The sequence below is a fragment of the Streptomyces xylophagus genome, from assembly GCF_000716435.1.
In the GTDB taxonomy this organism is placed as follows: Bacteria; Actinomycetota; Actinomycetes; order Streptomycetales; family Streptomycetaceae; genus Streptomyces; species Streptomyces xylophagus.
In genome coordinates, this window is the sequence record NZ_JNWO01000004.1 from 169,140 (window position 1) to 190,088 (window position 20,949).

Annotated in this window: 18 protein-coding genes; 9 read left to right on the top strand and 9 right to left on the bottom strand. The window is 69.9% G+C overall.

From position 1 onward, the window contains the following. Nucleotides 1-3: 3 nt before the first annotated feature. Nucleotides 4-2,025, bottom strand: coding sequence for a PA14 domain-containing protein (locus OO70_RS10220; protein ID WP_043667240.1), 2,022 nt, complete (start codon nucleotides 2,023-2,025; stop codon nucleotides 4-6). Nucleotides 2,026-2,320: 295 nt separating this feature from the next. Between OO70_RS10220 and OO70_RS10225 the strand changes: the two genes are divergently transcribed. Next, on the top strand, nucleotides 2,321-3,427 hold the full coding sequence (locus OO70_RS10225) for a sugar ABC transporter substrate-binding protein (RefSeq protein WP_043667242.1): 1,107 nt from the start codon (nucleotides 2,321-2,323) through the stop codon (nucleotides 3,425-3,427). A gap of 52 nt (nucleotides 3,428-3,479) precedes the next feature. On the opposite strand, the gene OO70_RS10230 is transcribed toward OO70_RS10225, so the two are convergent. Genes OO70_RS10230 through OO70_RS10240 form a run of 3 tightly spaced genes read right to left on the bottom strand, consistent with a single transcriptional unit; the run spans nucleotide 3,480 to nucleotide 6,800 of the window. After that, nucleotides 3,480-4,322, bottom strand: a complete 843-nt coding sequence (locus OO70_RS10230) for a transglutaminase family protein (RefSeq protein WP_043667245.1) — start codon at nucleotides 4,320-4,322, stop codon at nucleotides 3,480-3,482. Between the two features lies 1 nt (nucleotide 4,323). Continuing rightward, complete coding sequence (locus OO70_RS10235) at nucleotides 4,324-5,256, bottom strand: alpha-E domain-containing protein (protein ID WP_043667248.1); 933 nt, start codon at nucleotides 5,254-5,256, stop codon at nucleotides 4,324-4,326. Next, nucleotides 5,253-6,800, bottom strand: a complete 1,548-nt coding sequence (locus tag OO70_RS10240; protein WP_043667251.1) for a circularly permuted type 2 ATP-grasp protein — start codon at nucleotides 6,798-6,800, stop codon at nucleotides 5,253-5,255. The genes OO70_RS10235 and OO70_RS10240 overlap by 4 nt, the downstream gene beginning before the upstream one ends. A gap of 263 nt (nucleotides 6,801-7,063) precedes the next feature. On the opposite strand from OO70_RS10240, the gene OO70_RS10245 reads away from it, so the two are divergent. Beyond that, on the top strand, nucleotides 7,064-8,131 hold the full coding sequence (locus OO70_RS10245) for a helix-turn-helix transcriptional regulator (RefSeq protein ID WP_043667253.1): 1,068 nt from the start codon (nucleotides 7,064-7,066) through the stop codon (nucleotides 8,129-8,131). Here OO70_RS10245 and OO70_RS10250 read toward each other — a convergent pair. From OO70_RS10250 to OO70_RS10260, 3 genes are read right to left on the bottom strand one after another with little or no spacing between them, the layout of a single operon-like run. After that, complete coding sequence (locus OO70_RS10250) at nucleotides 8,094-9,077, bottom strand: helix-turn-helix transcriptional regulator (protein ID WP_043667257.1); 984 nt, start codon at nucleotides 9,075-9,077, stop codon at nucleotides 8,094-8,096. The genes OO70_RS10245 and OO70_RS10250 overlap by 38 nt on opposite strands. Continuing rightward, nucleotides 9,074-10,057, bottom strand: a complete 984-nt coding sequence (locus tag OO70_RS10255; RefSeq protein ID WP_043667260.1) for a helix-turn-helix transcriptional regulator — start codon at nucleotides 10,055-10,057, stop codon at nucleotides 9,074-9,076. The genes OO70_RS10250 and OO70_RS10255 overlap by 4 nt, the downstream gene beginning before the upstream one ends. Continuing rightward, nucleotides 10,054-11,058: a helix-turn-helix transcriptional regulator gene (locus OO70_RS10260; RefSeq protein WP_078651335.1), complete on the bottom strand. Its 1,005-nt coding sequence runs from the start codon at nucleotides 11,056-11,058 to the stop codon at nucleotides 10,054-10,056. The genes OO70_RS10255 and OO70_RS10260 overlap by 4 nt, the downstream gene beginning before the upstream one ends. Nucleotides 11,059-11,428: 370 nt before the next feature. Between OO70_RS10260 and OO70_RS10270 the strand changes: the two genes are divergently transcribed. Further along, a complete protein-coding gene (locus OO70_RS10270) occupies nucleotides 11,429-11,725 on the top strand; it encodes a Rieske (2Fe-2S) protein (RefSeq protein ID WP_019070395.1) in 297 nt (98 codons plus the stop codon). 195 nt (nucleotides 11,726-11,920) lie between these two features. Here OO70_RS10270 and OO70_RS10275 read toward each other — a convergent pair whose 3' ends face one another. Further along, nucleotides 11,921-12,334, bottom strand: coding sequence for a pyridoxamine 5'-phosphate oxidase family protein (locus OO70_RS10275; protein WP_043667267.1), 414 nt, complete (start codon nucleotides 12,332-12,334; stop codon nucleotides 11,921-11,923). Nucleotides 12,335-12,447: 113 nt separating this feature from the next. Here OO70_RS10275 and clpB point away from each other — a divergent pair, with 113 nt between their 5' ends. Next, entirely contained in the window at nucleotides 12,448-15,045 is a 2,598-nt protein-coding gene (clpB, locus tag OO70_RS10280) for an ATP-dependent chaperone ClpB (protein WP_043667270.1), read from the top strand. Nucleotides 15,046-15,170: 125 nt separating this feature from the next. Continuing rightward, nucleotides 15,171-15,704, top strand: a complete 534-nt coding sequence (locus tag OO70_RS10285) for a type III secretion system chaperone family protein (protein ID WP_043667273.1) — start codon at nucleotides 15,171-15,173, stop codon at nucleotides 15,702-15,704. Nucleotides 15,705-15,789: 85 nt separating this feature from the next. On the opposite strand, the gene OO70_RS10290 is transcribed toward OO70_RS10285, so the two are convergent. Continuing rightward, nucleotides 15,790-16,995, bottom strand: coding sequence for a pyridoxal phosphate-dependent aminotransferase (locus OO70_RS10290; RefSeq protein ID WP_043667276.1), 1,206 nt, complete (start codon nucleotides 16,993-16,995; stop codon nucleotides 15,790-15,792). 129 nt (nucleotides 16,996-17,124) lie between these two features. Here OO70_RS10290 and OO70_RS10295 point away from each other — a divergent pair, with 129 nt between their 5' ends. From OO70_RS10295 to OO70_RS10310, 4 genes are all read left to right on the top strand, one after another. Further along, on the top strand, nucleotides 17,125-17,439 hold the full coding sequence (locus OO70_RS10295) for a hypothetical protein (RefSeq protein ID WP_043667278.1): 315 nt from the start codon (nucleotides 17,125-17,127) through the stop codon (nucleotides 17,437-17,439). 321 nt (nucleotides 17,440-17,760) lie between these two features. Next, on the top strand, nucleotides 17,761-18,297 hold the full coding sequence (locus OO70_RS10300) for a DUF2617 family protein (protein WP_043667281.1): 537 nt from the start codon (nucleotides 17,761-17,763) through the stop codon (nucleotides 18,295-18,297). A gap of 92 nt (nucleotides 18,298-18,389) precedes the next feature. Next, the gene (locus OO70_RS10305) at nucleotides 18,390-19,985 is read left to right on the top strand and encodes a polyamine aminopropyltransferase (protein WP_043667283.1); all 1,596 of its coding nucleotides are present in this window, start codon (nucleotides 18,390-18,392) and stop codon (nucleotides 19,983-19,985) included. A gap of 101 nt (nucleotides 19,986-20,086) precedes the next feature. After that, nucleotides 20,087-20,914 carry an SRPBCC domain-containing protein gene (locus tag OO70_RS10310; protein ID WP_043667285.1) on the top strand — a complete coding sequence of 276 codons (828 nt, stop codon included), beginning with the start codon at nucleotides 20,087-20,089 and terminating at the stop codon, nucleotides 20,912-20,914. The last annotated feature ends 35 nt before the right edge of the window (nucleotides 20,915-20,949 follow it).

The window sequence follows — 20,949 nt, forward strand, 5'->3', positions numbered from 1 at the left end:
GGGTCACTCTCCGCTCGGCAGGGACACGGCGGAGTCCACGTTGCTGAAGGTCTCCGAGCCGTCGGGAGCGACGACCGAGAGCAGGTAGTAGACGGTCGTGCCGCGGGGCATGGTGGTGTCGGTGTAGCCGGTGGCGGTGGGCGCCAGCGGGACGTCCGTCACGCGGACGTAGGTGCCGCTCGCGCGGTCCCAGCGGTACACGTTGATGCCGGCGGCCTCCGTGGCGACCGAGTCGGCGCAGTCGATGTACATGCCGCCCGCGTCGCCGCGGGTCGTGTACGCGGCGACGGAGCAGGGCGCGGTGTCCTCGGGGACGGTCGTCGGCCTGAGGTCCTGCTCGGTGGCGGTGACCGAGGCGACGGGGCTGTCCCAGTAGGCGCCGGTGAACTTGGCGTAGTTGCCGTAGATGTCGGCCGGGACGACGACGTAGGTCTTCTCCTCGCCGTCCGCGACCTGCGGGCCTGCGACGAACTCCGAGGTGCCGGCGGGTACTTCGCCCAGGAAGTCCGGTGTGCAGCAGGACCGGTACTCGTAGACCTCGTAGTGGGCCAGATCCGTCGCCGGGCTGTCGTCCCAGTCGAGCCTGAAGCCGTACTCCAGGGGCTCGGCGGTCAGGCCGGTCACGGGCGGCGGCGCCTTCTCGTCCCCGGGGCGGGTGACGGTCATCTCGGCGGAGCCGGTGGACCAGCGGCCCGCGGTGTTCTTCCGGGTCATCACGTAGTGGTACGTGGTGCCCTGGTCGCCGTCGTAGTCGACGCAGCTGCGGATCCTGTTGCCGGCCGCGTCCGTACTGGCCTTGCGGCTGCGGCAGTCGGTGAGGTTGTCGTAGGTGGTCGCCACCGGGGAGGTCGTCGAGCGGTAGACGTCGTAGTCGGCGGTGTCGCCGCCCGGTGCCTCGGTCCAGGTGAACACGGCGCCGTAACTCGGCACCGATGCCGTCACGTTCTGCGGCGGGAGGATGGACCGGGTGGAGCGGACGACGTTGGAGTCCCGCCCGTTCTTCGCCGCGTCCAGCGCCTTGACCTTGTAGTCGTAGGCGTCGCCGTAGGTCGCCCGGGTGTCGACGTAAGCGGTGTCGGTGGTCTCGGCGATCTCGGTGTACGAGGTCGCCGAATCGGACTTGCGGTAGACCCGGTAGAGCACGGCGTCGGCGGAGGCCGTCCAGGACAGGTTGTTGGAGGCCTCCACGGCGGTGGCGGTGAGGGCGGGGGCGGCAGGGGCGGTCCAGTCCACCGAGGTGATCGGCTGGTCGGCGGAGCCCGCCGACTCGTTGCCGGCCTTGTCGTAGGCGCGGACCTCGTAGTAGTACGACTGCCCGGTGGGCGGCGGCTCGTCCCCGGCCGTGCGCTTGGCCGCCGTGGTCGTGGCCACCTTGGTCCAGGCGCCGGAGCCCTTCAGCCGGCGGTAGACGCGGTAGCCGGCGAGGTCCATCTCCTTGTTGGCGGACCAGGCGAGCTCGGTGTACGCCCACTCCCCGTCGGGGATGTAGTCGGCGGAGACGCCGGTCGGGGCGAGCGGCCCGACCTTGTCGACGGTCGCCGAAGTGCGGGGCGTGTAGCCGACCTTGACCTTCGCGGCGCCGGTCCAGTTGACGTAGTCGATCCGCAGGGTGTGCCTGCCCTTGGGGATCGTCGCATTGACCGTCTTGGAGTGCGACCCGGTCGTGTTGGACCAGAGGTCGATCTTGCGGCTGTTGTCCAGGTAGACGCGGATGCCGTCCGTCCCGGCGGCGCTGAGCGCGAAGGGCCCGCCGGAGCCGAAGTCGCGGGTGACGGTCCAGCGGACGCCGAAGTTGTCCTTCGGGAGGCCGGAGGCGGGGGCGCCGCTCCAGCTCTCGTCGATCGCGCTGTCGCAGTCCGTCTTCTTCGCGGTGCCCGAGAACGTGGTGTTCGCGAAGAACTGCCGTTTGAGGGCGGGGGAGGTGCAACTGGCCGCCGCGGAGGCGGACGTCGTCGCGGCGGCGAGCAGGCCGCCCGCGACGGAGAGCGCGAGGGCGGCGGCCGTCGCGTGTCTGGCTGGGTTCATGCGGTCCTCTGTCGGATCGGTCACGGCGGCAAGTGGCCGTTGATGATCACGACTCGCGAGAAAAGCACTTGGTTGTGCTGATCTTTGCCCGTTCATGAACTCCCGTTGAGTGGAGGGTCCGTAAAGAGTGTTTGGAGGTGATTTCGCGAGGTCTCCACATACCAAACGGAACGTGGCGTTGCCATCTCGTTAAGCGGTTCCGCTTGACGCCGGTGGTCGTGGACGCGTTGGCTTTTCAGTCACCTGGGTTGCATGCTGCACCCACGTCCGGACGGCACCAGAAGTGAGCTCACCAATGCGTCGTATCGCCATATCCGTGGCCGCGTTCTCGCTGGCCCTCCCCCTGGCCGCCTGTGGCGTGCTCGACTCGTCGGGGAGCAGTGCGGACGCGACTCCGGCGAAGGGCAACGACATCACGGTGGGCGTGCTCATGCCGGAGAAGACGAACACGCGGTACGCGGAGTTCGACTTCCCGATCATGAAGGCGAAGATCCAGTCGCTCACGGCGAACAAGGGCAAGGCCGAGTACGCCAACGCCGGCGGCGACGCGGCCGTCCAGGACAAGCAGATGCAGGAGATGATCGACAAGAAGGTCGACATCATCGTGCTCGACGCCGTCGACTCGCACGCCATCCGGACCATGGTGGGCAAGGCCAAGGCCGCAGGCATCCCGGTCATCGCCTACGACCGCCTCGCCGAGGGGCCGATCGACGCGTACGTCTCCTTCGACGGCGAACTGGTCGGCGAGGTGCAGGGCCGCTCCCTGGTCGAGGCGCTGGGCAGCAACGTGGACACCTCCGACAAGGTCGTGATGATCAACGGCTCGCCGACCGACCCGAACGCCGCGGTGTTCAAGACCGGGGCGCTGTCCGAGCTGCAGGGCAAGGTGACGGTCGCCGCGAGCTACAACACCAAGGCCTGGGACCCGGTCATCGCCCAGAAGGAGATGACCGAGGCGATCGACAGGCTCGGCAAGAACAACATCGCCGCGGTGTACTCCGCCAACGACGCCATGGCCGGCGGCATCATCAAGGCCCTGAAGGCGGCGGGCCTGACGAAGATTCCGCCCGTCACCGGCCAGGACGCCGAACTCACCGCCGTGCAGCGGATCGTCACCGGCGAGCAGTACATGAGCGTCTACAAGCCGTACCCCGACCTGGCCGAGGCCGCCGCGAAGATCGCGGTCGCCAAGGTCCAGGGCAGGGACATCGAGTTCGACGCCCTCACCCGTGACTCGGTCGACAGCCCCACCAACAAGAAGATCCCCTCGCAGCTGGTGTCCGTGGTCGCGCTGACGCAGGACAACATCAAGTCGACGGTGGTCGCGGACGGGATCTACAAGATCTCCGACATCTGCACCGCCGACTACAAGACGGCGTGCGAGGCGCACGGGCTGAAGTAGCCCGCCCCGCCTCGCCCCCGCCCTGTCCAACTCGCCCGTCCGGCCCCGGAGTTCACGCCACCCGCGTGAACTCCACCGTCACCTCCGGCGGGCCGCCGGCCACGCCCCGGTAGATCCCCTTGTGCGGGGTCACGTCGTCGTAGTCCCGGCCCCGGCCGACCACGACATGGGACTCGTCGGGGCGGGTGCGGTTGGTGGGGTCGTAGCCGCACCAGTCGCCCGCCCAGTACTCGATCCAGGCGTGGCTCTGCCCGGCCACCGGGCGGTGCAGTTCCGCCTCGCGCTCGGGGTGGAGGTAGCCGGAGACGTAGCGCGTGGGCAGGCCGAGGCCGCGCAGCAGGGCGATCGTCACGTGGGCGATGTCCTGGCAGACGCCGGCGCCCTGCTCCCAGGCCTCGGTGGCGGAGGTGTTCACGCCGGTGACGCCGGGCAGGTACGCCACCCGGTCGGCGACCAGCGCGGAGACGGCCACCGCGGTCTCGTGCGGGTCGAGGCCCACGGCCGCCCTGCGCGCCTTCTTCAGCAGCTTGGGCGGGACCGTCGTACGGACCGTGGGGCCGATGAACTCCAACAGGCGGGAGTTCGTGGTCCGTTCGGTCACCTCCTGCCAGCCGGGCGCGGGGCCGAGCAGCTCCGGCGGGGCCGTCTCGACGAGGCTCGACGCGGTGATCGTGAGGTCCGCGTGCGGGTCCATCAGGTCGAAGCCGGTGACCTGGGTGCCCCAGTAGTCCCAGTACGACCAGGTGGGGGTCGTGGGGTTCACCGTGACGCGCGCGTCCAGCGTGGTCTGGCCGGGCAGCGTGAGCGGGGTCATCCGGACCTCGTTGTGGGAGGACACGGCCGCCTGGGCGTACGACACGCGGGTGGTGTGGCGGATGCGAAGCCTACGGGTCATCTCAGGCTCCTTCCTGGGCCCACTCGACGGGCCCCTGGTACGGGAAGAACAGTTCCGCCACGGCCTCCGCCGAGTCCATGCAGGCGTGCTGCAAGTCCTTGAGGAGGGCGGGCAGTTGTTCTTCCAAGGCGTGCGAGTCCAGGTATTCGAGGCGGGTGCGCAGCCGGCCGATGGGACGGCGCGCCGGGTCCTGCCGGGGGCGGCCGAGCGCGGTGAGGCACTCCTCGGCCGTCGTCAGCGCGTGCAGCGCCGAGCGCGGGAAGTCCCGGTCCAGGAGCAGGAATTCGGCCACTCTCGGGGTGTCCCCGAAACCGCCGTACACGCGCGCGTACGCCTCGTCGGCGCCGCTCGCGCTGAGCAGCGTCGTCCAGTCGGGCGCGTGCGCCGCGTCCAACACCCGTACCGACAGCAGCCGTACGGTCATGTCCACCCGCTCCAGGCTGCGGCCGAGGACGACGAAACGCCAGCTGTCGTCGCGGCTCATCGTGGAGTCGGCGAGCCCGAAGAACAACGCGGCGCGTCTGCGCACGAGTTCGAGATAGGCGTAGGGGCCCGTACGGCGGGCCGCGAGGCGTTGGTCGGCCAGGGCGTGCCAGGTGGAGTTGAGGCACTCCCACATCTCCGAGGAGACGGCTTCCCGGGCGCTGCGGGCGTTGAGCCGGGCGGCGCCGAGGGCGCCCTCGATGGAACAGGTCGAGCGGGCGTCGAAGGCGAGCTGGTCCAACACCTGCTGCATGTCGACGCGTTCGCCGCCCGCGTCGACGCCGAGGATCGCGTACAGCGACCGGCAGGCCACGTCCTCGTCGCGCCAGGGGTCCTCCAGCATGCGGTGCAGATAGGCGTCGAGGATGCGACCGGTGGTGTCGGCGCGCTCGACGTAACGGCCCGTCCACGTCAGGGCTTCGGCTATCCGGGAGAGGATCACGTCGTTCACTGCTGCTGCGCCCCTTCCTGTACGACCGCGGGGTTGCCGTCGGGGCCGAGCTGGCGTGGCGCCACCTCGGGCAGTTCGCCGTCCGGGGTCAGCGTGGCGGGCTGCTCGGTGGGGCCCTCCGCGAGCACCCAGGTGTCCTTGGAGCCGCCGCCCTGGCTGGAGTTGACGATCAGGTTGCCCTCCTGGAGGGCGACACGGGTGAGGCCGCCGGGCAGCACCCAGACGTCGGTGCCGTCGTTCACGGCGAACGGCCGCAGGTCGATGTGGCGCGGTGCCATGCGTTCACCCGCGAGGGTGGGGGAGGTGGACAGGGCGACCGGGCGCTGGGCGATCCAGCCGCGCGGATCGGCTGCGACGGCTTTGCGAGTGCGTTCGAGTGTCTTCGCGTCGGCCTTGGGTCCGATGACGATGCCCTGCCCGCCGGCGCCGTCGACGGGCTTGATGACCAGCTGGTCGATCTGGTCGAGGACCGCCTCCAACTGGCCCGGCTCGTCGGGGCGGTACGACTCCACGTTGGGAAGAATCGGTTCCTCGGAGAGGTAGTAGCGGATGAGGTCGGGGACGTAGGTGTAGAGGAGCTTGTCGTCCGCGATCCCGTTGCCGACCGCGTTCGCGAGTGTGACGTTCCCGGCCTGGGCGGCGTTCATGATGCCCGGGCAGCCGATCACCGAGTCGGGGCGGAAGTGCAGCGGGTCGAGGAAGTCGTCGTCGAGCCGCCGGTATACGACGTGGACGGGCACCTCTCCGCGCGTGGTCCGCATCCACACCCGGTTGTTGCGGCAGGTGAGGTCGTGCCCCACCACCAGCTGCACGCCCATCAGCCGGGCGAGCAGGGCGTGTTCGAAGTAGGCGGCGTTTCCCGGTCCCGGGGTGAGGACCACGACCCGGGGGTCCTGTGTCCCGGCGGGCGCGGCGGCCCGCAGGGCGGCCAGCAGTCGCCCCGCGTACCCGTCGACGGGGACCACGTGCTGCTCGGCGAAGAGGGACGGGAAGATCCGCGTCATGGCTCTGCGGTTCTCGATGACGTACGAGACCCCGCTGGGGACCCGCACGTTGTCCTCGAGGACCCGCAATTCCCCGGCCTCGTCCCGGACGAGGTCGATGCCGGCGACGTGGATGCGTACCCCGCCCGGTGGCTCGACCCCTTGCGCGGACCGATGGAAATGAGCCGAGTTGAGGAGCAGCCGCCAGGGCACGACACCGTCCTCGAAGGCACGGCAGTGCGAGTACGCGTCGGAGAGATAGGCCTCCAGGGCCCGCACCCGTTGCGCCACCCCGCGCTGGATGAGATCCCACTCCAGCGCGTCGATGATCCGGGGCACCAGGTCCAGTGGCCAGGGCCGTTCCTCGCCCGCGAAGGCGTAGGTGACCCCTCGGTCGGTGAACGCGCGGGCCATCTGGTCCGCGCGGAAGCGCAGTTCACTCGGCTCGATCGGCTGGAGTGCCGCCAGTACCGGCTCGTAGGCGGTTCTGACCTCACCCGGCCGCACAAACATCTCGTCCCACGCATCGGCCAATGCGTATGCGTCAAATATGTCCGCCATGAGGGGACGTTAGAGGCGATACGTAACACGGCGATCTCTGAGTGATTTCCGGCAGCTCACGCGGAAAGTGATACGACGACGGACCCGGTGTCGTGGGTCGGTACCCCCCCAGCTTGTTGCAAGGTGACGCCCGGAGGCCGGGAGATAGTGGCTTATATCGGCGATTTTCGGGGGCTGTTCGAGCGGGAGCCGTGTTGCGGAGCAGGTCCGGGCCGCGCATAGTTGCGCTGCGGAAGAGGCGCAAACCGGGGGTGGGACGGTCGATGGCCGGGCACAGGACGGACGAGCATCCACACGGTGCTGACCGACTGTGCGATGCCGGGGACCGCGTGTACTCCCGGGCCGTGCGGCGGGGCCGGGTGCCCCGCACGGACGCCGAGCCGGTGCCGTGCCTGTTGGAACTGGCCCTCCTCCACCCCGACCCCGACGACATGGACTGGCTGGTGCCGACCTCCCCGCAGGAGGTCATGACCCGGCTGCTGCGCGGGGTCTACGACGAGGTCAGCGAGAGCCACCGGCGGGTGGGCTCGGCGGTCGCGGCCTTCGAGTGGTACGCCGGTCTCGGCCGCCGTATCCAGGCGTCCGCGATGGCGTCGGCTTCGGCGACGCTGGAGGGCGGCGCCGCGATCCGCGTCCTCGACGGGCTCTCCCGTATCCAGGCGGCGATGGACGACGCGACCGAGGCCTGCACGGGCGAGGTCCTCACCGTCCAGCCCGGCGGCATCCGTCGCGAACCGGAACTCACGGAGGGCCTGCACCGCGCCCTCGCCCTGCGCTCGCGCGGGGTACGCATGCGCGACCTGTACACCCACGTCGCCCGGCACGGCCAAGGCCTCCTGAACTACCTGGAGTTGATGGGCGACGCGGTGGAGGCGAGGACGCTCGACGAGGTCGTCGACCGGCTGATCCTCTTCGACCGCACGGTCGCCTTCATCCCCGCGAGCGCCGACCACACGATCGCCCTGGAGCTGCGCCACCCCGCCCTCATCGACTACTTCGTCACGGTCTTCGACCGCCTCTGGCGCCTGGCGATCCCCGTCGCCGCCCCGCTCCCGGACACCGGCATCGAGGGCATCTCGCACCGCGAACAGTCCATCGCCGCCCTGCTCGCGGACGGCCACCAGGACGCGGTGATCGCGGAACGGCTCGGCATAAGCGTCCGGACGTGCCGGGCCCATATCGCCCGGCTGTCGGAGACACTCGGCGCGGCCAGCCGTACCCAACTCGGCGTGCGGATCGCCCAGGTGGGCCTGGACAGCCCCTCGTCACGCGTGCCGGACGTCCCGGCGCAGCTCACTCCTGCTGATCAAGAATCCCCGACTGTCCGATGAGGTAGCCGAGTTGGGCCCTGCTCTCGCTGCCGAGGGTGGCGGCGAGTTTGGCTATGTGGACGCGGGCGGTGCGGATGTTCATGCCGAGGCGGTCGGCGATGACGGCGTCGGTGTGGCCTTCGACGAGGAGGCCGGCGATGGCGCGTTGGCGGGCCGTGATGCCGTTGAGGGAGGGTTGCTGGACCGCCTCCGGGTACATGGGGGCGGCGAGGTGCCAGAGGCGGTCGAAGACCGTGACGAAATGGGTGATCAGCGCGGGATGGCGGACTTCGAGGGCCATCGTGCGGTCCGCGTTCGCGGGGATGAAGGCGACCGTGCGGTCGATGACGATGAGGCGGTCGGTGACCTCGTCGAGCGTCCGGGCCTCGGCGTCGCCGCTCAGCTGCTCGTAGCGGGTGAGGACGGAGGGCTGGTGGCGGAGCGCGTGCGGGTACAGGGTGCGGATACGGCCGCCGCGGTCCAGGAGGGCCTGGTCGCGGTGCAGGGCTTCGTAGCTGAGCTCCAGGGACTCGGGGTTCCGGCGGCGCGGCTGAATCGCGAGTACTTCCGCGGAGGCCACGGCCATGGCCTCCGCGAGGGCCAGGTTGATGTGGTCGAATCCGCTGACGACCATGATCGTCGGGGTGTCCGCGGTTCCCGTCCTGGGTCCGTCGATGCGCATGAGCGGTTCGAAGGTCTCGGCCAGTCGCTCCTCGCGCCGCCGTTCGTCCGCGATGCGCGCCCCCGAGGTGCGCAGCAACCGGTGGAGGGCCACGGCCGGGGCGACCGGCTCCAGCAGGCTCGCGTTCCCGACGGCCGGATGCAACAGGCCGTGATCGACCAGGCAGGGAGCCGAGTCGGCGTCCGCGCCGTTCACCCACCCTTCGCGCAGGGCGCGTTCGTACAGTTCCGTTCCGGCGGGACACAGGTCTTCGACACCGTGTTCCGTGTGGGGCGCGGATGTCACTCCGTCGCTCCCTCCTGTCTGAGGATTCCTGATTCCGCGATGAGGTAGCCGAGTTGGGCCCGGCTCTCGCTGCCCAGGGTGGCGGCGAGTTTGGCTATGTGGACCCGTGCGGTGCGGATGTTCATGCCGAGGCGGTCGGCGATGACGGCGTCGGTGTGGCCTTCGACGAGGAGGCCGGCTATGGCGTGCTGGCGCGGGCTGACGCCGTTCAGGGAGGGGCGTTCGACCGCCTCGGGGTACATCGGGGTGGCGAGGTGCCAGAGGCGGTCGAAGGTGGTGACGAAGTAGTCGATCAGCGCGGGGTGGCGGACCTCGAGGGCGAGGGTGCGGTCCCTGTTGGCGGGGATGAACGCCACCTGCCGGTCCATGACGAGAAGCCGCTCGGTGACCTCGTCGAGGGTGCGGGCCTGTGCGTCGCCCCGCAGTTGCTCGTAGCGGGCCAGGGCGAGGGGGCTGTAGCGCTGGGTGTGCTGGTAGAGGGTGCGGATGCGGCCGCCGCGGTCGAGCAGGGCCTGGTCGCGGACGAGGGCGACGGCGTGAGCTTCCGGACTGCTCGGGTTGACGCTGGGCTGGATGGCGAGCAGTTCGTCCGTGGCGTCCGTCATGGCCTCGGTGATGGCCTGGTTGATGCGTTCCTTGTCACCGAGGACCGTGATCGTCGGGGTGTCCGTGGCTGTCGCACGGGAGCCGTCGAGCTGCAACAACGGTGCGAAGACGGTCTCCAGACGCTCTTCGCGGCGCCGCTCGTCCGCGATGCGCTCCGCCGATCGCCGCAGCAGCCGGTGGAGTACGGAGGCGGGCGCGACGGGCCGTAGCCAGCCCAGGTCCTCGATCTCTGGTTGCAGCAGCCCGAGACCGACCAGACACGGAGCCTCGGCGGTGTCGTCGACACGCACGCGCCCGACGCGCAGGGCATGGACGTACAGGCTCAGGCCCGCCCCGCAGAGGTCGTCCGCTCCGTGCGTGTGCGCCTCGGTCACAGTGGGCCGTCTCCTCCTGGTGCCGGGTGGTCCTGGTTGAGGATGCCCGACTGGGCTATGAGGAAGCCGAGCTGGGCGCGGCTGCCGCTGCCCAGGGCCGTGGCGAGCTTGGCGATGTGGGCCCGGCAGGTGCGCACGTTCATCCCCAGGCGCCGGGCTATGGCCTCGTCGACGTGGCCCTCCACGAGGAGTTTGGCGATGGAGTGCTGGATGTCCGTGATGCCGTCGGGGGCGGTTTCGTAGGGGGCGCCGGCACTCAGCGGGACCGCGCGGCTCCACATGAACTCGAAGACCTTGATCAGGTAACTCACGAGACCCGGGTGGCGCAGTTCCAGGGCGACCTGACGGTCGTCCCGAATGGGGATGAACGCGACGGTCTCGTCGCAGATGATGAGGCGTTCGACGAGTTCGTCGATCGTGCGGTACTCCACCTTGCCGTCGGTGAAGTTGTCCACCCACGCGAGCCTCTCCGGGCTGTATCTGGCCGTGTGCTGGTAGAGGGTCCGGATGCGTACCCCTCGCTCGATCAGTGGCCTGTCGCGCTCGAGCGCCTCGACGAGCCGGCGTTCCGGGTGGCGGTGGCTCGGCTGGACTGCGAGCACCTCGTTCTGGCACTGCGCCGTCGCCAGGTCGAGCGCCGCGTTGATGCGGTCGAGTCCCTCGAGTACGGAGATCGAGTGAGTGGACTCCGTCACCTGAGCACTCAGCGCCATAAACGGCTCGAACACGTCGGCCATCTCGATCGACAGCCGTCGGCGGTCCGTTATCTCGCGTTCGATGGGATTGAGCCGCTGGGCCAGGGCGACCGCCGGAGGAACCGGGCACAGCCAGTTCGCGTCGTCGGGATCGGGATGGAGCAGGGCGAACTCCATCAGACAAGGGGCGGGTTCCACGTCCGCGCGGGCGATACGTCCAGTGCGGAGCGCGTTCGCGTAAAGACGACCTCCTTCCTCACACAACTCCGTCACAGCATGGGGATGTGTCGCTTTAGTCCGATTCATTGTCAAATCTCCACCCCCCAGGGTCCTGAACATGCAGGAACATGATGCACCGATCGTGTGGCCATGACGTGCCCGAATGAGCCATCGTCTTACTCGACGGGGGAATGAGGGGACCTTCAAGTGAGGACGAAGCCGACTATGCGTAAGAGAATGCTTCGCTCGGTGCTTGTCGCCGCCTTCTCCGCCGTTGTGGCCTTCGGAACGCTGAGTGGCCTCTCTGGTGCGAAGGGTGAGGTGCGGCAGGACACCGCTTGGTCGCTCGCGGCCGACACCGCGACCGTGACCACCGGCGATACTTCTGTCACCGCAGATGACACTGCGTGGAGTTGACGTGACCACCCCACCCGACGACCGCTCTTTCCGGCGCGAGATGGCCACGGCCTACCGCTCCGGCTGGCACTTCATCGACCTGGCCACCGCCATCCCCCACAGCGGTGACTCGCTCATGGTGACCGTGTTCGGTGAGCCGGTCGTCGTGACGCGGGACGAGGACGAGGACGTACGGGCGTATCGGTGTCTGCGGCGGCCTCGGGGGGCGCCGCAGCCGGTGCGGTGTGCCATTCGGTACGGAATGATCTTTGTGAATCTTGACCAGCGAGACCACCGGCTGGTGGAAACGGATGCCCCCGACGTCCAGACCATCTCAGCCACCCCCCGCAGTGCCTGACGCGATTCCCCCGTCGTAAAAGATCGCTCAGGTGCTTCCCCCCGCAGCGGCGTCACCGTGACCTGAACACGGTGACGCCGCTGCAGTTTGTGCGGAATGTGCGGGTATGTGCCCGGTGCCGGTGGCTGGAACTGATCGATTCGCGGGCCCTGGCACCCCTCAGCTTTTTTCATCGCTCCCCCCTTGCCGTCCCCTTCAGCCCTTCCCCATCGCCCGCGTCAGCTCGATCTCGATCACCACCCGGGACGGGTTCGGCGACGGCGTCCGCCCGTAGCGCTCCGCGTACCGGCGCTCCGCCTCCGCGACCCGGTCGCGTGCGGCGCGGACGAAGGCCCGGCCCTCCAGCGTCGCCCAGCGCCGCCCGTCCACCTGGCACACGGCGACCGGTGCGCCCCGGGTGCCGGCGGCCAGCACGTTCGCCACCTTCGTGCTCGACTTGTTCGCGATGACCCGAGCCAGCCGCGCCTGCGGGTCGTATGTCACTCCGACAGGGACGACATGCGGACTGCCGTCCGGGCGGAGGGTCGTGAGGGTGCACAGGTGTCGTTCCCGCCAGAAGGCGAGGTACGACGCGTCGGGATCGCCCGGGTCGACCGGGTATGTGGTCATGCCCCCGGAACTTAGTCGCCGGATCACTCCCTCCGCTGCCTTGAGTGGAATAGACTCAACTTTGTGTACGTTGGCTGAGTCAGCCGTAGGACACCGAGGAGGAGAACGCGAACGTGGACGCCGAGCTGACCAACAGGAGCCGGGACGCGATCAACGCGGCCAGCAACCGTGCCGTGACCGGGGGGCACGCGGATCTGACCCCGGCGCATCTGCTGCTCGCCCTGCTCGAGGGGCAGGACAACGAGAACATCACCGACCTGCTGGCCGCCGTCGACGCCGATCAGGCCGCCGTACGGTCCGGTGCCGAGCGGGTGCTCGGTTCGCTGCCGAGTGTGACCGGGTCGACCGTCGCGCCGCCGCAGCCCAACCGTGAGCTGCTGGCCGTGATCGCGGACGCCGGCCAGCGCGCGAAGGAGCTCGGCGACGACTACCTCTCGACCGAGCACCTGTTGATCGGTATCGCCGCGAAGGGCGGCGCGGCCGGGGACGTACTCTCCCAGCAGGGGGCCGGCGCGAAGAAGCTGCTGGACGCGTTCCAGAAGAGCAGGGGAGGGCGCCGGGTGACCACACCCGACCCCGAGGGGCAGTACAAGGCGCTGGAGAAGTTCGGTACGGACTTCACGGCCGCCGCGCGCGAGGGCAAGCTCGACCCGGTCATCGGGCGGGACCAGGAGATCCGGCGGGTCGTCCAGGTGCTGTCCCGCCGCACGAAGAACAACCCCGTCCTCATCGGTGAGCCCGGCGTCGGCAAGACCGCCGTCGTCGAGGGGCTGGCGCAGCGGATCATCAAGGGGGACGTGCCGGAGTCCCTCAAGAACAAGCGGCTGGTCGCGCTGGACCTCGGCGCGATGGTCGCGGGCGCGAAGTACCGCGGCGAGTTCGAGGAGCGGCTCAAGACCGTCCTGGCCGAGATCAAGGACTCCGACGGCCAGATCATCACCTTCATCGACGAGCTGCACACCGTCGTGGGCGCCGGTGCCGGGGGCGACTCCGCCATGGACGCCGGCAACATGCTGAAGCCGATGCTCGCCCGCGGTGAACTCCGCATGGTCGGCGCGACGACCCTCGACGAGTACCGCGAGCGCATCGAGAAGGACCCGGCGCTGGAGCGCCGCTTCCAGCAGGTGCTGGTGGCCGAGCCGTCCGTCGAGGACACGATCGCGATCCTGCGCGGACTCAAGGGCCGCTACGAGGCCCACCACAAGGTCGTCATCGCGGACAGCGCGCTGGTCGCCGCCGCGACACTCTCCGACCGGTACATCACCTCCCGCTTCCTCCCCGACAAGGCGATCGACCTGGTCGACGAGGCGGCCTCCCGCCTCCGTATGGAGATCGACTCGTCCCCCGTCGAGATCGACGAACTCCAGCGCTCCGTCGACCGGTTGAAGATGGAGGAGCTGGCGCTCGACAAGGAGACGGACGCCGCCTCGATCGAACGCCTGGAGAAGCTGCGCCGCGACCTCGCCGACCGCGAGGAGGAGCTGCGCGGTCTCAACGCCCGCTGGGAGAAGGAGAAGCAGTCCCTCAACCGGGTCGGCGAGCTGAAGGAGAAGCTCGACGAACAGCGCGGCCAGGCCGAACGCGCCCAGCGCGACGGCGACTTCGACACCGCCTCCAAGCTGCTCTACGGCGAGATCCCCTCCCTGGAACGTGACTTGGAGGAGGCCTCCCAGGCGGAGGAGGAAGCGTCCAAGGACACGATGGTGAAGGAAGAGGTCGGCCCCGACGACATCGCGGACGTCGTCGGCTCCTGGACCGGCATCCCCGCAGGCCGTCTCCTGGAGGGCGAGACGCAGAAACTCCTGCGCATGGAGGAGGAGTTGGGCCGTCGCCTCATCGGCCAGAGCGAGGCCGTACAGGCGGTCTCCGACGCCGTACGGCGCACTCGCGCGGGTATCGCGGACCCGGACCGCCCCACCGGCTCGTTCCTCTTCCTGGGCCCGACGGGCGTCGGCAAGACCGAACTCGCCAAGGCCCTGGCCGACTTCCTCTTCGACGACGAGCGGGCGATGGTCCGCATCGACATGTCGGAGTACGGCGAGAAGCACAGCGTGGCCCGGCTGGTCGGCGCGCCTCCCGGCTACGTCGGCTACGAGGAGGGCGGCCAGCTCACGGAGGCGGTGCGCAGGCGCCCGTACTCGGTGATCCTCCTCGACGAGGTCGAGAAGGCGCACCCCGAGGTCTTCGACGTGCTCCTCCAGGTGCTGGACGACGGGCGGTTGACGGACGGTCAGGGCCGCACGGTCGACTTCCGGAACACCATCCTGGTCCTCACCTCGAACCTGGGCAGCACCTTCCTGATCGACCCGCTCACCAGTGAGGACGAGAAGAAGGCTCAGGTCATGCAGGTGGTCCGGGCCTCCTTCAAGCCGGAGTTCCTGAACCGGCTGGACGACCTGGTGGTCTTCTCCGCCCTGAACAGGGAGGAGCTGGGTCGCATCGCGGCGCTCCAGATCGGCCGCCTGGCGAAGAGGCTGGCCGAGCGCAGGCTCACCCTGGAGATCAGCGACGAGGCCCTGACCTGGCTCGCGGACAACGGCAACGATCCGGCCTACGGCGCGCGACCGCTCCGCCGCCTCGTCCAGACCGCGATCGGGGACCGGCTCGCCAAGGAGATCCTGGCGGGCGAGGTCAAGGACGGGGACACGGTACGGGTGGACGCGTTCGGGGACGGGCTGATTGTGGGGCCGGCGACCGGCAAGACGCTGTAGGTGGCACCGTAGAACCCTGGGCCGACCGGATCAGGTCAGCCCAGGGCCGACAGTCCCGTCAGGGGTTGCCACGCCCCTCCCCGGATGGGGGAGGATGGCGGAATCCGTACGAAGGGAAATACACGGTGAGCATCGACCCGTCCTCGATTCCGAACTTCGGGGGCCAGCCCGAGCCGAACCCCCAAGGACCGGCGGGCCCCGTCGTCCCGGATCAGGACCTTGTGAAGCAGCTCCTCGAGCAGATGGAGCTGAAGTATGTCGTCGACGACGAGGGTGACCTCGCGGCGCCGTGGGAGCAGTTCCGTACGTACTTCATGTTCCGCGGCGAGGACGACCAGCTGGTCTTCTCGGTACGGACGTTCTACGACCGTCCGCACGACATCGACGTCAAGGCGCAGCTGCTGGAGTCGATCGACGACTGGAACCGCCGCACCCTGTGGCCCAAGGTCTACACGCACACCCACGACGACGGCACCGTCCGTCTCATCGGTGAGGCGCAGATGCTGGTCGGCACCGGCGTCGACCTGAACCACTTCGTGTCCTCGACGGTCAGCTGGGTGCGCGCCGCGATCGAGTTCGACCGCTGGCTCGTCGAGCAGCTCGGCCTCACCGAGGAAGTCGACGAGGCCGTCGAGAAGCCCGAGGACGACGAGGAGTAGTTCTCCTCGGTCCCGCAGGACCACGTATGACCGGCGCCCGTCCACAGCCTGTGGACGGGCGCCGTCGTATCCGTACCGCTCGGGCTCAGCCGGCCAGCTTCTTCAGCCGGCCCACCGCTTCCTCCAGCACACCCACCCGCTTGCAGAACGCGAACCGCACGAAGGGCGCACCCTCGTCCCGGTGGTCGTAGAAGACCGCGTTCGGGATGGCGACGACCCCGGCGAGTTCCGGCAGCGCGCGGCAGAAGGCGAAGCCGTCACCGTTCTGTGAGAGGTCCGGGCCGAGGGGGCGGATGTCGGTGGTGATGAAGTACGTGCCGGCCGGGCGGAAGACCTCGAAGCCCGCCTCCGTCAGACCCGCCGCCAGGACGTCCCGCTTGGCCAGCATGTCCGCGCGGAAGGCGTCGAAGTAGGAGTCGGGCAGGGCCAGCGCCTCCGCGACCGCGTACTGGAACGGGCCCGACGCCACATATGTCAGGAACTGCTTCGCCGACCGTACGGCGGTGACGAGCGGGGCCGCGGCGGTGACCCAGCCGACCTTCCACCCCGTGAACGAGAACGTCTTGCCCGCCGACCCGATCGACACCGTGCGCTCCCGCATCCCCGGGAAGGACACCAGCGGAATGTGCTCGGCCGCGTCGAACACCAGGTGCTCGTACACCTCGTCCGTGATCACCAACAGATCGCGTTCTACGGCGAGTTCGGCGACGGCGGCGAGTTCCTCGCGGGTGAGGACGGTGCCGGTCGGGTTGTGCGGGGTGTTGATCAGGAGGAGGCGGGTGCGGTCGGTGACGGCGGCGCGCAGTTCGTCGAGGTCGAGGCGGAAGCTGCCGTCGTGCGGACGCAGGGTGACCGGTACGCGCGTGCCGCCCGCCATCGCGATGCAGGCCGCGTAGGAGTCGTAGTACGGCTCCAGGGCGACGACCTCGTCGCCGGGCTCCACCAGGGCCAGCAGGGCCGCGGCGATGGCCTCCGTCGCGCCCGCCGTGACCAGGACCTCGGCGTCGGGGTCGTAGGACAGGCCGTAGCGGCGCTCCTGGTGGGCGGCGATCGCCGTGCGCAGTTCGGGGACGCCCGGGCCCGGCGGGTACTGGTTGCCGCGTCCGTCGCGCAGCGCGCGGACCGCCGCCTCGCGGATCTCCTCGGGGCCGTCCGTGTCGGGGAAACCCTGGCCGAGGTTGATCGACCCGGTCTTCAGGGCCAGGGCGGACATCTCGGCGAAGATCGTCGTTCCGAACTCGGCGAGCCGGCGGTTGAGGAGGGGGCGTGAGCTGGAGGTCATGCCCGTCATCCTGCGCCCAAGCTCTGGACTTCCTCAACTCTGCTTTGGCAGGTGAGACGGCCGGGCATCCCTGGTTCACGCACCACACGAGGCGCCCACGGGGGGCCGCTTCGGGGGAATCGGAAGGAGGGTGACGCCATGTTCTTCTTCGTCATCCTGGCAGTCGTCGCAGTCGCCTTCATCGCGGCGATCGTCCGCGCGGGGCGCAAGGACAAGCTCGGCAACGGATCGGGCCGCCGGGCCGGTATCGGCGGTGGGAGCAGCAGCAGCGGCGCCGGCAGCTGGTGGGCCGGAGACAGTGGTTCGTCCTCGGGCGGCGGGCACCACGGAGGCCATGGCGGCCATGGTGGTCACCACTCCTGCGGTGGCGGGCACTCCTCCTGCGGCGGCGGCTCGTCGTGCGGAGGGGGTTCGTCCTGCGGGGGCGGTGGCGGCTGCGGCGGGGGCAACTGACCAGCGCGTCGGGGGCCGTGGCGCCCGTCGGGAGACCGCTCCCGGCGGGCGCTCCGGCGCGCGCCTGACACGCCTGGGCGTACGCCTTGGTTGAACAGTTGAGCTGTGCAGCCCCCTGAGGGATGGAAACCCCACGAAGTTGGGTAAAAACGCTGTGGTGGCGCCACCGCTCATGATTCCCTCTACAACACCGACGCAGCCCTCGGGCGCCTGCAAGACACCTTCTCCTGACTGGGCCGACCGGGCCGATGTCCCGGTGTCGGCCGGGGTGTGCCGGACCCCCACACCTCCCCTTTCTTTGCGTGCTAGCGGAGCCGATCCATGCTCACGACCCTGAAGACGTCCTACACCGATACGCGCGCGGCCGACCTCGCCTGGACCCTGGGGCGCGAGCCGCTTCCCGCCCTGGCCACGCTCGACCTCGAACTCGCCGGTGCGAAGCTCCAGTTGAGACTGCTCGGCGCGTCCCACCAGGTACTCCTGGACGAGGAGCGGGGCAGCTGTTCGGAGACGGTCGCGTGCATCCCGGGTTCCAGCACACCGCTGCCGCTCGGGGTCGCCAAGCGGGTCGGCGACTGGGAGTACGAGTTCGCGGCCCGGGTCGAGGTGCTGTCCCCGGGACAGTTCGCGGGCCGCGCCCAGGAACTGCTCGCCCTGGTCGCCGACCATCCCAACGGACTGGCGGGGGTCTTCCCCGGCAGCCCGCACGCCTTCACCGCGATGCTCGCCCAGCGGTACGAGGGTCAGGTGCACTGGCGCACCTGGCACGCCTATCCGCAGGACGGACAGCTGGTGGCGACACGGACGCGGGTGGGGGTGCGGGTGCCGGTGGGGCTCGCCGTGCCGTCTCCCGCCTGAGTCGTGGGGCCGACACCAACCCCGGGCGGTGTAAACACATTCCACACGTGTGGGTGACGAAGCGTGCCCGTCATGTGACGTAACGTCGCAGCGTGATCGAACCGCACGCGCCGGCCCGGCCGGGTACCCAGCCACCGTGGGCAGGCCCCGCGCGGCTGCCCGTACGGCCGGGCACGGGCCGGTTCCTGGTGCTCGCGGGCGTCTTCGTCTGCGCGGCCTGCGGACTCGTGTACGAACTCGAACTCGTCGCCCTCGCCTCGTACTTGATCGGCGACTCGGTCACCCAGGCGTCCGTCGTCCTGTCCGTCATGGTCTTCGCGATGGGTATCGGCTCGCTCGCCGCGAAACGGCTGCGCTGGCACGCGGCGGCCGGTTTCGGCGCGGTCGAGGCGGCGCTCGCGCTGATCGGCGGGTGCAGCGCGATGGCGTTGTACGCGGTCTTCGCCTGGACCGGCAACTGGGGCGGCCTGTGGGCCCAGGGCCCGCGCTGTCTCCTGGTCGCCTTCTCCCTCGCCATCGGCCTGCTGATCGGCGCCGAGGTGCCGTTGTTGATGGAGCTGATCCAGCGCATCCGCCGCCAGGACGCGGGCGGTGCCGTAGCCGACCTCTTCGCTGCGGACTACGTAGGCGCACTGGTCGGCGGCCTCGCCTTCCCCTTCCTTCTCCTCCCCTTCCTGGGTCAGCTGACCGGCACCCTGCTCACCGGCACGGTCAACGTGGTTGCCGGCGGCTGCCTGGTCCTCGGCCTGTTCCGCCGCGACCTCACCCGCCGGGGCCGCTGGCTCCTGGTCGTCACCAACCTCACGGTGCTCGGCCTGCTCGCCTCCGCCGCCGTCCTGGTCGACGACTTCGAACGGGCCGCGCGGCACGCGATCTACGGCAAGGACGTCCGCGTCGCGCTCCAGACCGACGTCCAGGAGGTCGTCCTCACCGGCGGCGACCACGGCCGCCCCCTCGACCTCTTCCTCGACGGCCGCCTGAGGGTCAGCGGACGCGACGAGCGCCGTTACCACGAGGCCCTCGTCCACCCCGCGATGAACGGCCCCCACGCGCGCGTGCTCGTCCTCGGCGGCGGCGACGGCCTAGCGGCCCGCGAGGTGCTGCGCCACCGGGGCGTGCGCCGCGTCGACATCGTCGAACTCGACGCGGGCGTCGTCCGGTTGGCCCGCCACGACCCCGCCCTGTCCGCGCTCAACGACCACGTCTACGACGACCCGCGCGTCCACGTGACGACGGGCGACGCCTTCGACGTGCTGCGAGGTGTCCGCCCGGGGTCGTACGACGTGGTGATCGCGGACCTCCCCGACCCCGGCATCACCGCCAGCACGAAGCTGTACTCCCAGGAGTTCTACGGCCTCGCGCGCCGGGCGCTCACCCAGCGGGGGCGGCTGGCCGTGCACGCCGGGCCGGTCGTGTCCCGGCGGCACGTCTTCTGGACGGTGGTCTCGACGATGCGAGCGGCCGGGCTCCACACCGTGCCGTATCGGGTCGGGGGGCGGGCCTCCGGCTTCGCGGCGGGTCCCGATCGAACGACCGGTACGGCTGGGGCTCCGCGGGACTGGGGGTTTGTGCTGGGGGCGCGGGGTGCGGTGCCGGTGGAGGCGGGGTTGGAGAGGGAGGAACGGGCGGCGGAGCGGACAAGGGTGCCGGGGGTGGCGGCTTCTACGCTGGTGCATCCGCGGTACTGATCCCACGAGGGGCACCGTCCCTGGCTACGCCAGCACCAACACGCCGCACTTCCGCGCAACGCCAGGTGTACCCCCGCCCAACCTAGGTAGGCTCCGCAAGCATGGAGCATGAGGTGCACGTTCCGGTTCCCCCCGGTCGACTGCGGGACGCACTCCGCGACCCCGCCCGGGTCGCCCGCGCCGTCCCCGGCCTCCAGCAGGACGCCGGCACCGAACCCGTCGCCGGGCGCCTGAAGGTCCGCGTCGGCAGCCACTCCATCACCTACCGGGGCGCGGTGCGCGTCTCCGCGCAGGACGACGGTTCCTACGCCGTCGAGGGCGACGCGACCGAGGCCCGCGGCACCGGCTCCGTCAAACTCGCCCTCACCGTGCGCATCCGCGAGACCGACACCGGCTCCACCCTCACCTTCGACGGTACGGCGACGGCGGACGGCCGCGTGACCGAACTGGCCCCGGACGCGGTGAGCGCGGCGGCGACGAGACTGCTGGACCGTTTCGCGGTGAACCTGGGAGCGGAGACGGAGACGGCGGCGGAGACGGCGGCGGAGACGGCGGAGCCGGAGCAGGCCGACCCCTCCGATGAAGCCGATGAAGCCGACGAAGTGGACGACATCGAAGAAGTCGACGTGGTGGACGTAGTGGACCCGGACGACGACATCGAAGAGGCCTACGTCGTCGACGAACCCCACGTCACCGAGACCTTCGCCGAGAACCCCGAACCCCCCGCCGAAGCCGCGCACGCCCGCCGCACGATGATCGGCCGCAGCGCGGAGGAGGTCGACCACGCGCCGCCGCGCGGCCGTTACGCCCCCGTCCCCGCCCCGCAGACCGTCTCGACGAACGCCACTCTCCGCTGGGCGGCCCCCGCCGCGGCACTGGTCCTGGCCTCGGCGATCGTGGTCAACAGGGTGCTGCGCAAACGCCGTTGACGGGTCGCCGTCCGCGTTCCCGATCAGCCCAGTAG

What these genes read in the sequence shown, in the direction of transcription:
- OO70_RS10220 (WP_043667240.1), bottom strand. Translation starts at nt 2,025, where the DNA reads ATGAACCCAGCCAGACACGCGACGGCCGCCGCCCTCGCGCTCTCCGTC.
- OO70_RS10225 (WP_043667242.1), top strand. Translation starts at nt 2,321, where the DNA reads ATGCGTCGTATCGCCATATCCGTGGCCGCGTTCTCGCTGGCCCTCCCC.
- OO70_RS10230 (WP_043667245.1), bottom strand. Translation starts at nt 4,322, where the DNA reads ATGACCCGTAGGCTTCGCATCCGCCACACCACCCGCGTGTCGTACGCC.
- OO70_RS10240 (WP_043667251.1), bottom strand. Translation starts at nt 6,800, where the DNA reads ATGGCGGACATATTTGACGCATACGCATTGGCCGATGCGTGGGACGAG.
- OO70_RS10245 (WP_043667253.1), top strand. Translation starts at nt 7,064, where the DNA reads ATGGCCGGGCACAGGACGGACGAGCATCCACACGGTGCTGACCGACTG.
- OO70_RS10260 (WP_078651335.1), bottom strand. Translation starts at nt 11,058, where the DNA reads ATGAATCGGACTAAAGCGACACATCCCCATGCTGTGACGGAGTTGTGT.
- OO70_RS10270 (WP_019070395.1), top strand. Translation starts at nt 11,429, where the DNA reads ATGGCCACGGCCTACCGCTCCGGCTGGCACTTCATCGACCTGGCCACC.
- OO70_RS10275 (WP_043667267.1), bottom strand. Translation starts at nt 12,334, where the DNA reads ATGACCACATACCCGGTCGACCCGGGCGATCCCGACGCGTCGTACCTC.
- OO70_RS10290 (WP_043667276.1), bottom strand. Translation starts at nt 16,995, where the DNA reads ATGACGGGCATGACCTCCAGCTCACGCCCCCTCCTCAACCGCCGGCTC.
- OO70_RS10295 (WP_043667278.1), top strand. Translation starts at nt 17,125, where the DNA reads ATGTTCTTCTTCGTCATCCTGGCAGTCGTCGCAGTCGCCTTCATCGCG.
- OO70_RS10300 (WP_043667281.1), top strand. Translation starts at nt 17,761, where the DNA reads ATGCTCACGACCCTGAAGACGTCCTACACCGATACGCGCGCGGCCGAC.
- OO70_RS10310 (WP_043667285.1), top strand. Translation starts at nt 20,087, where the DNA reads ATGGAGCATGAGGTGCACGTTCCGGTTCCCCCCGGTCGACTGCGGGAC.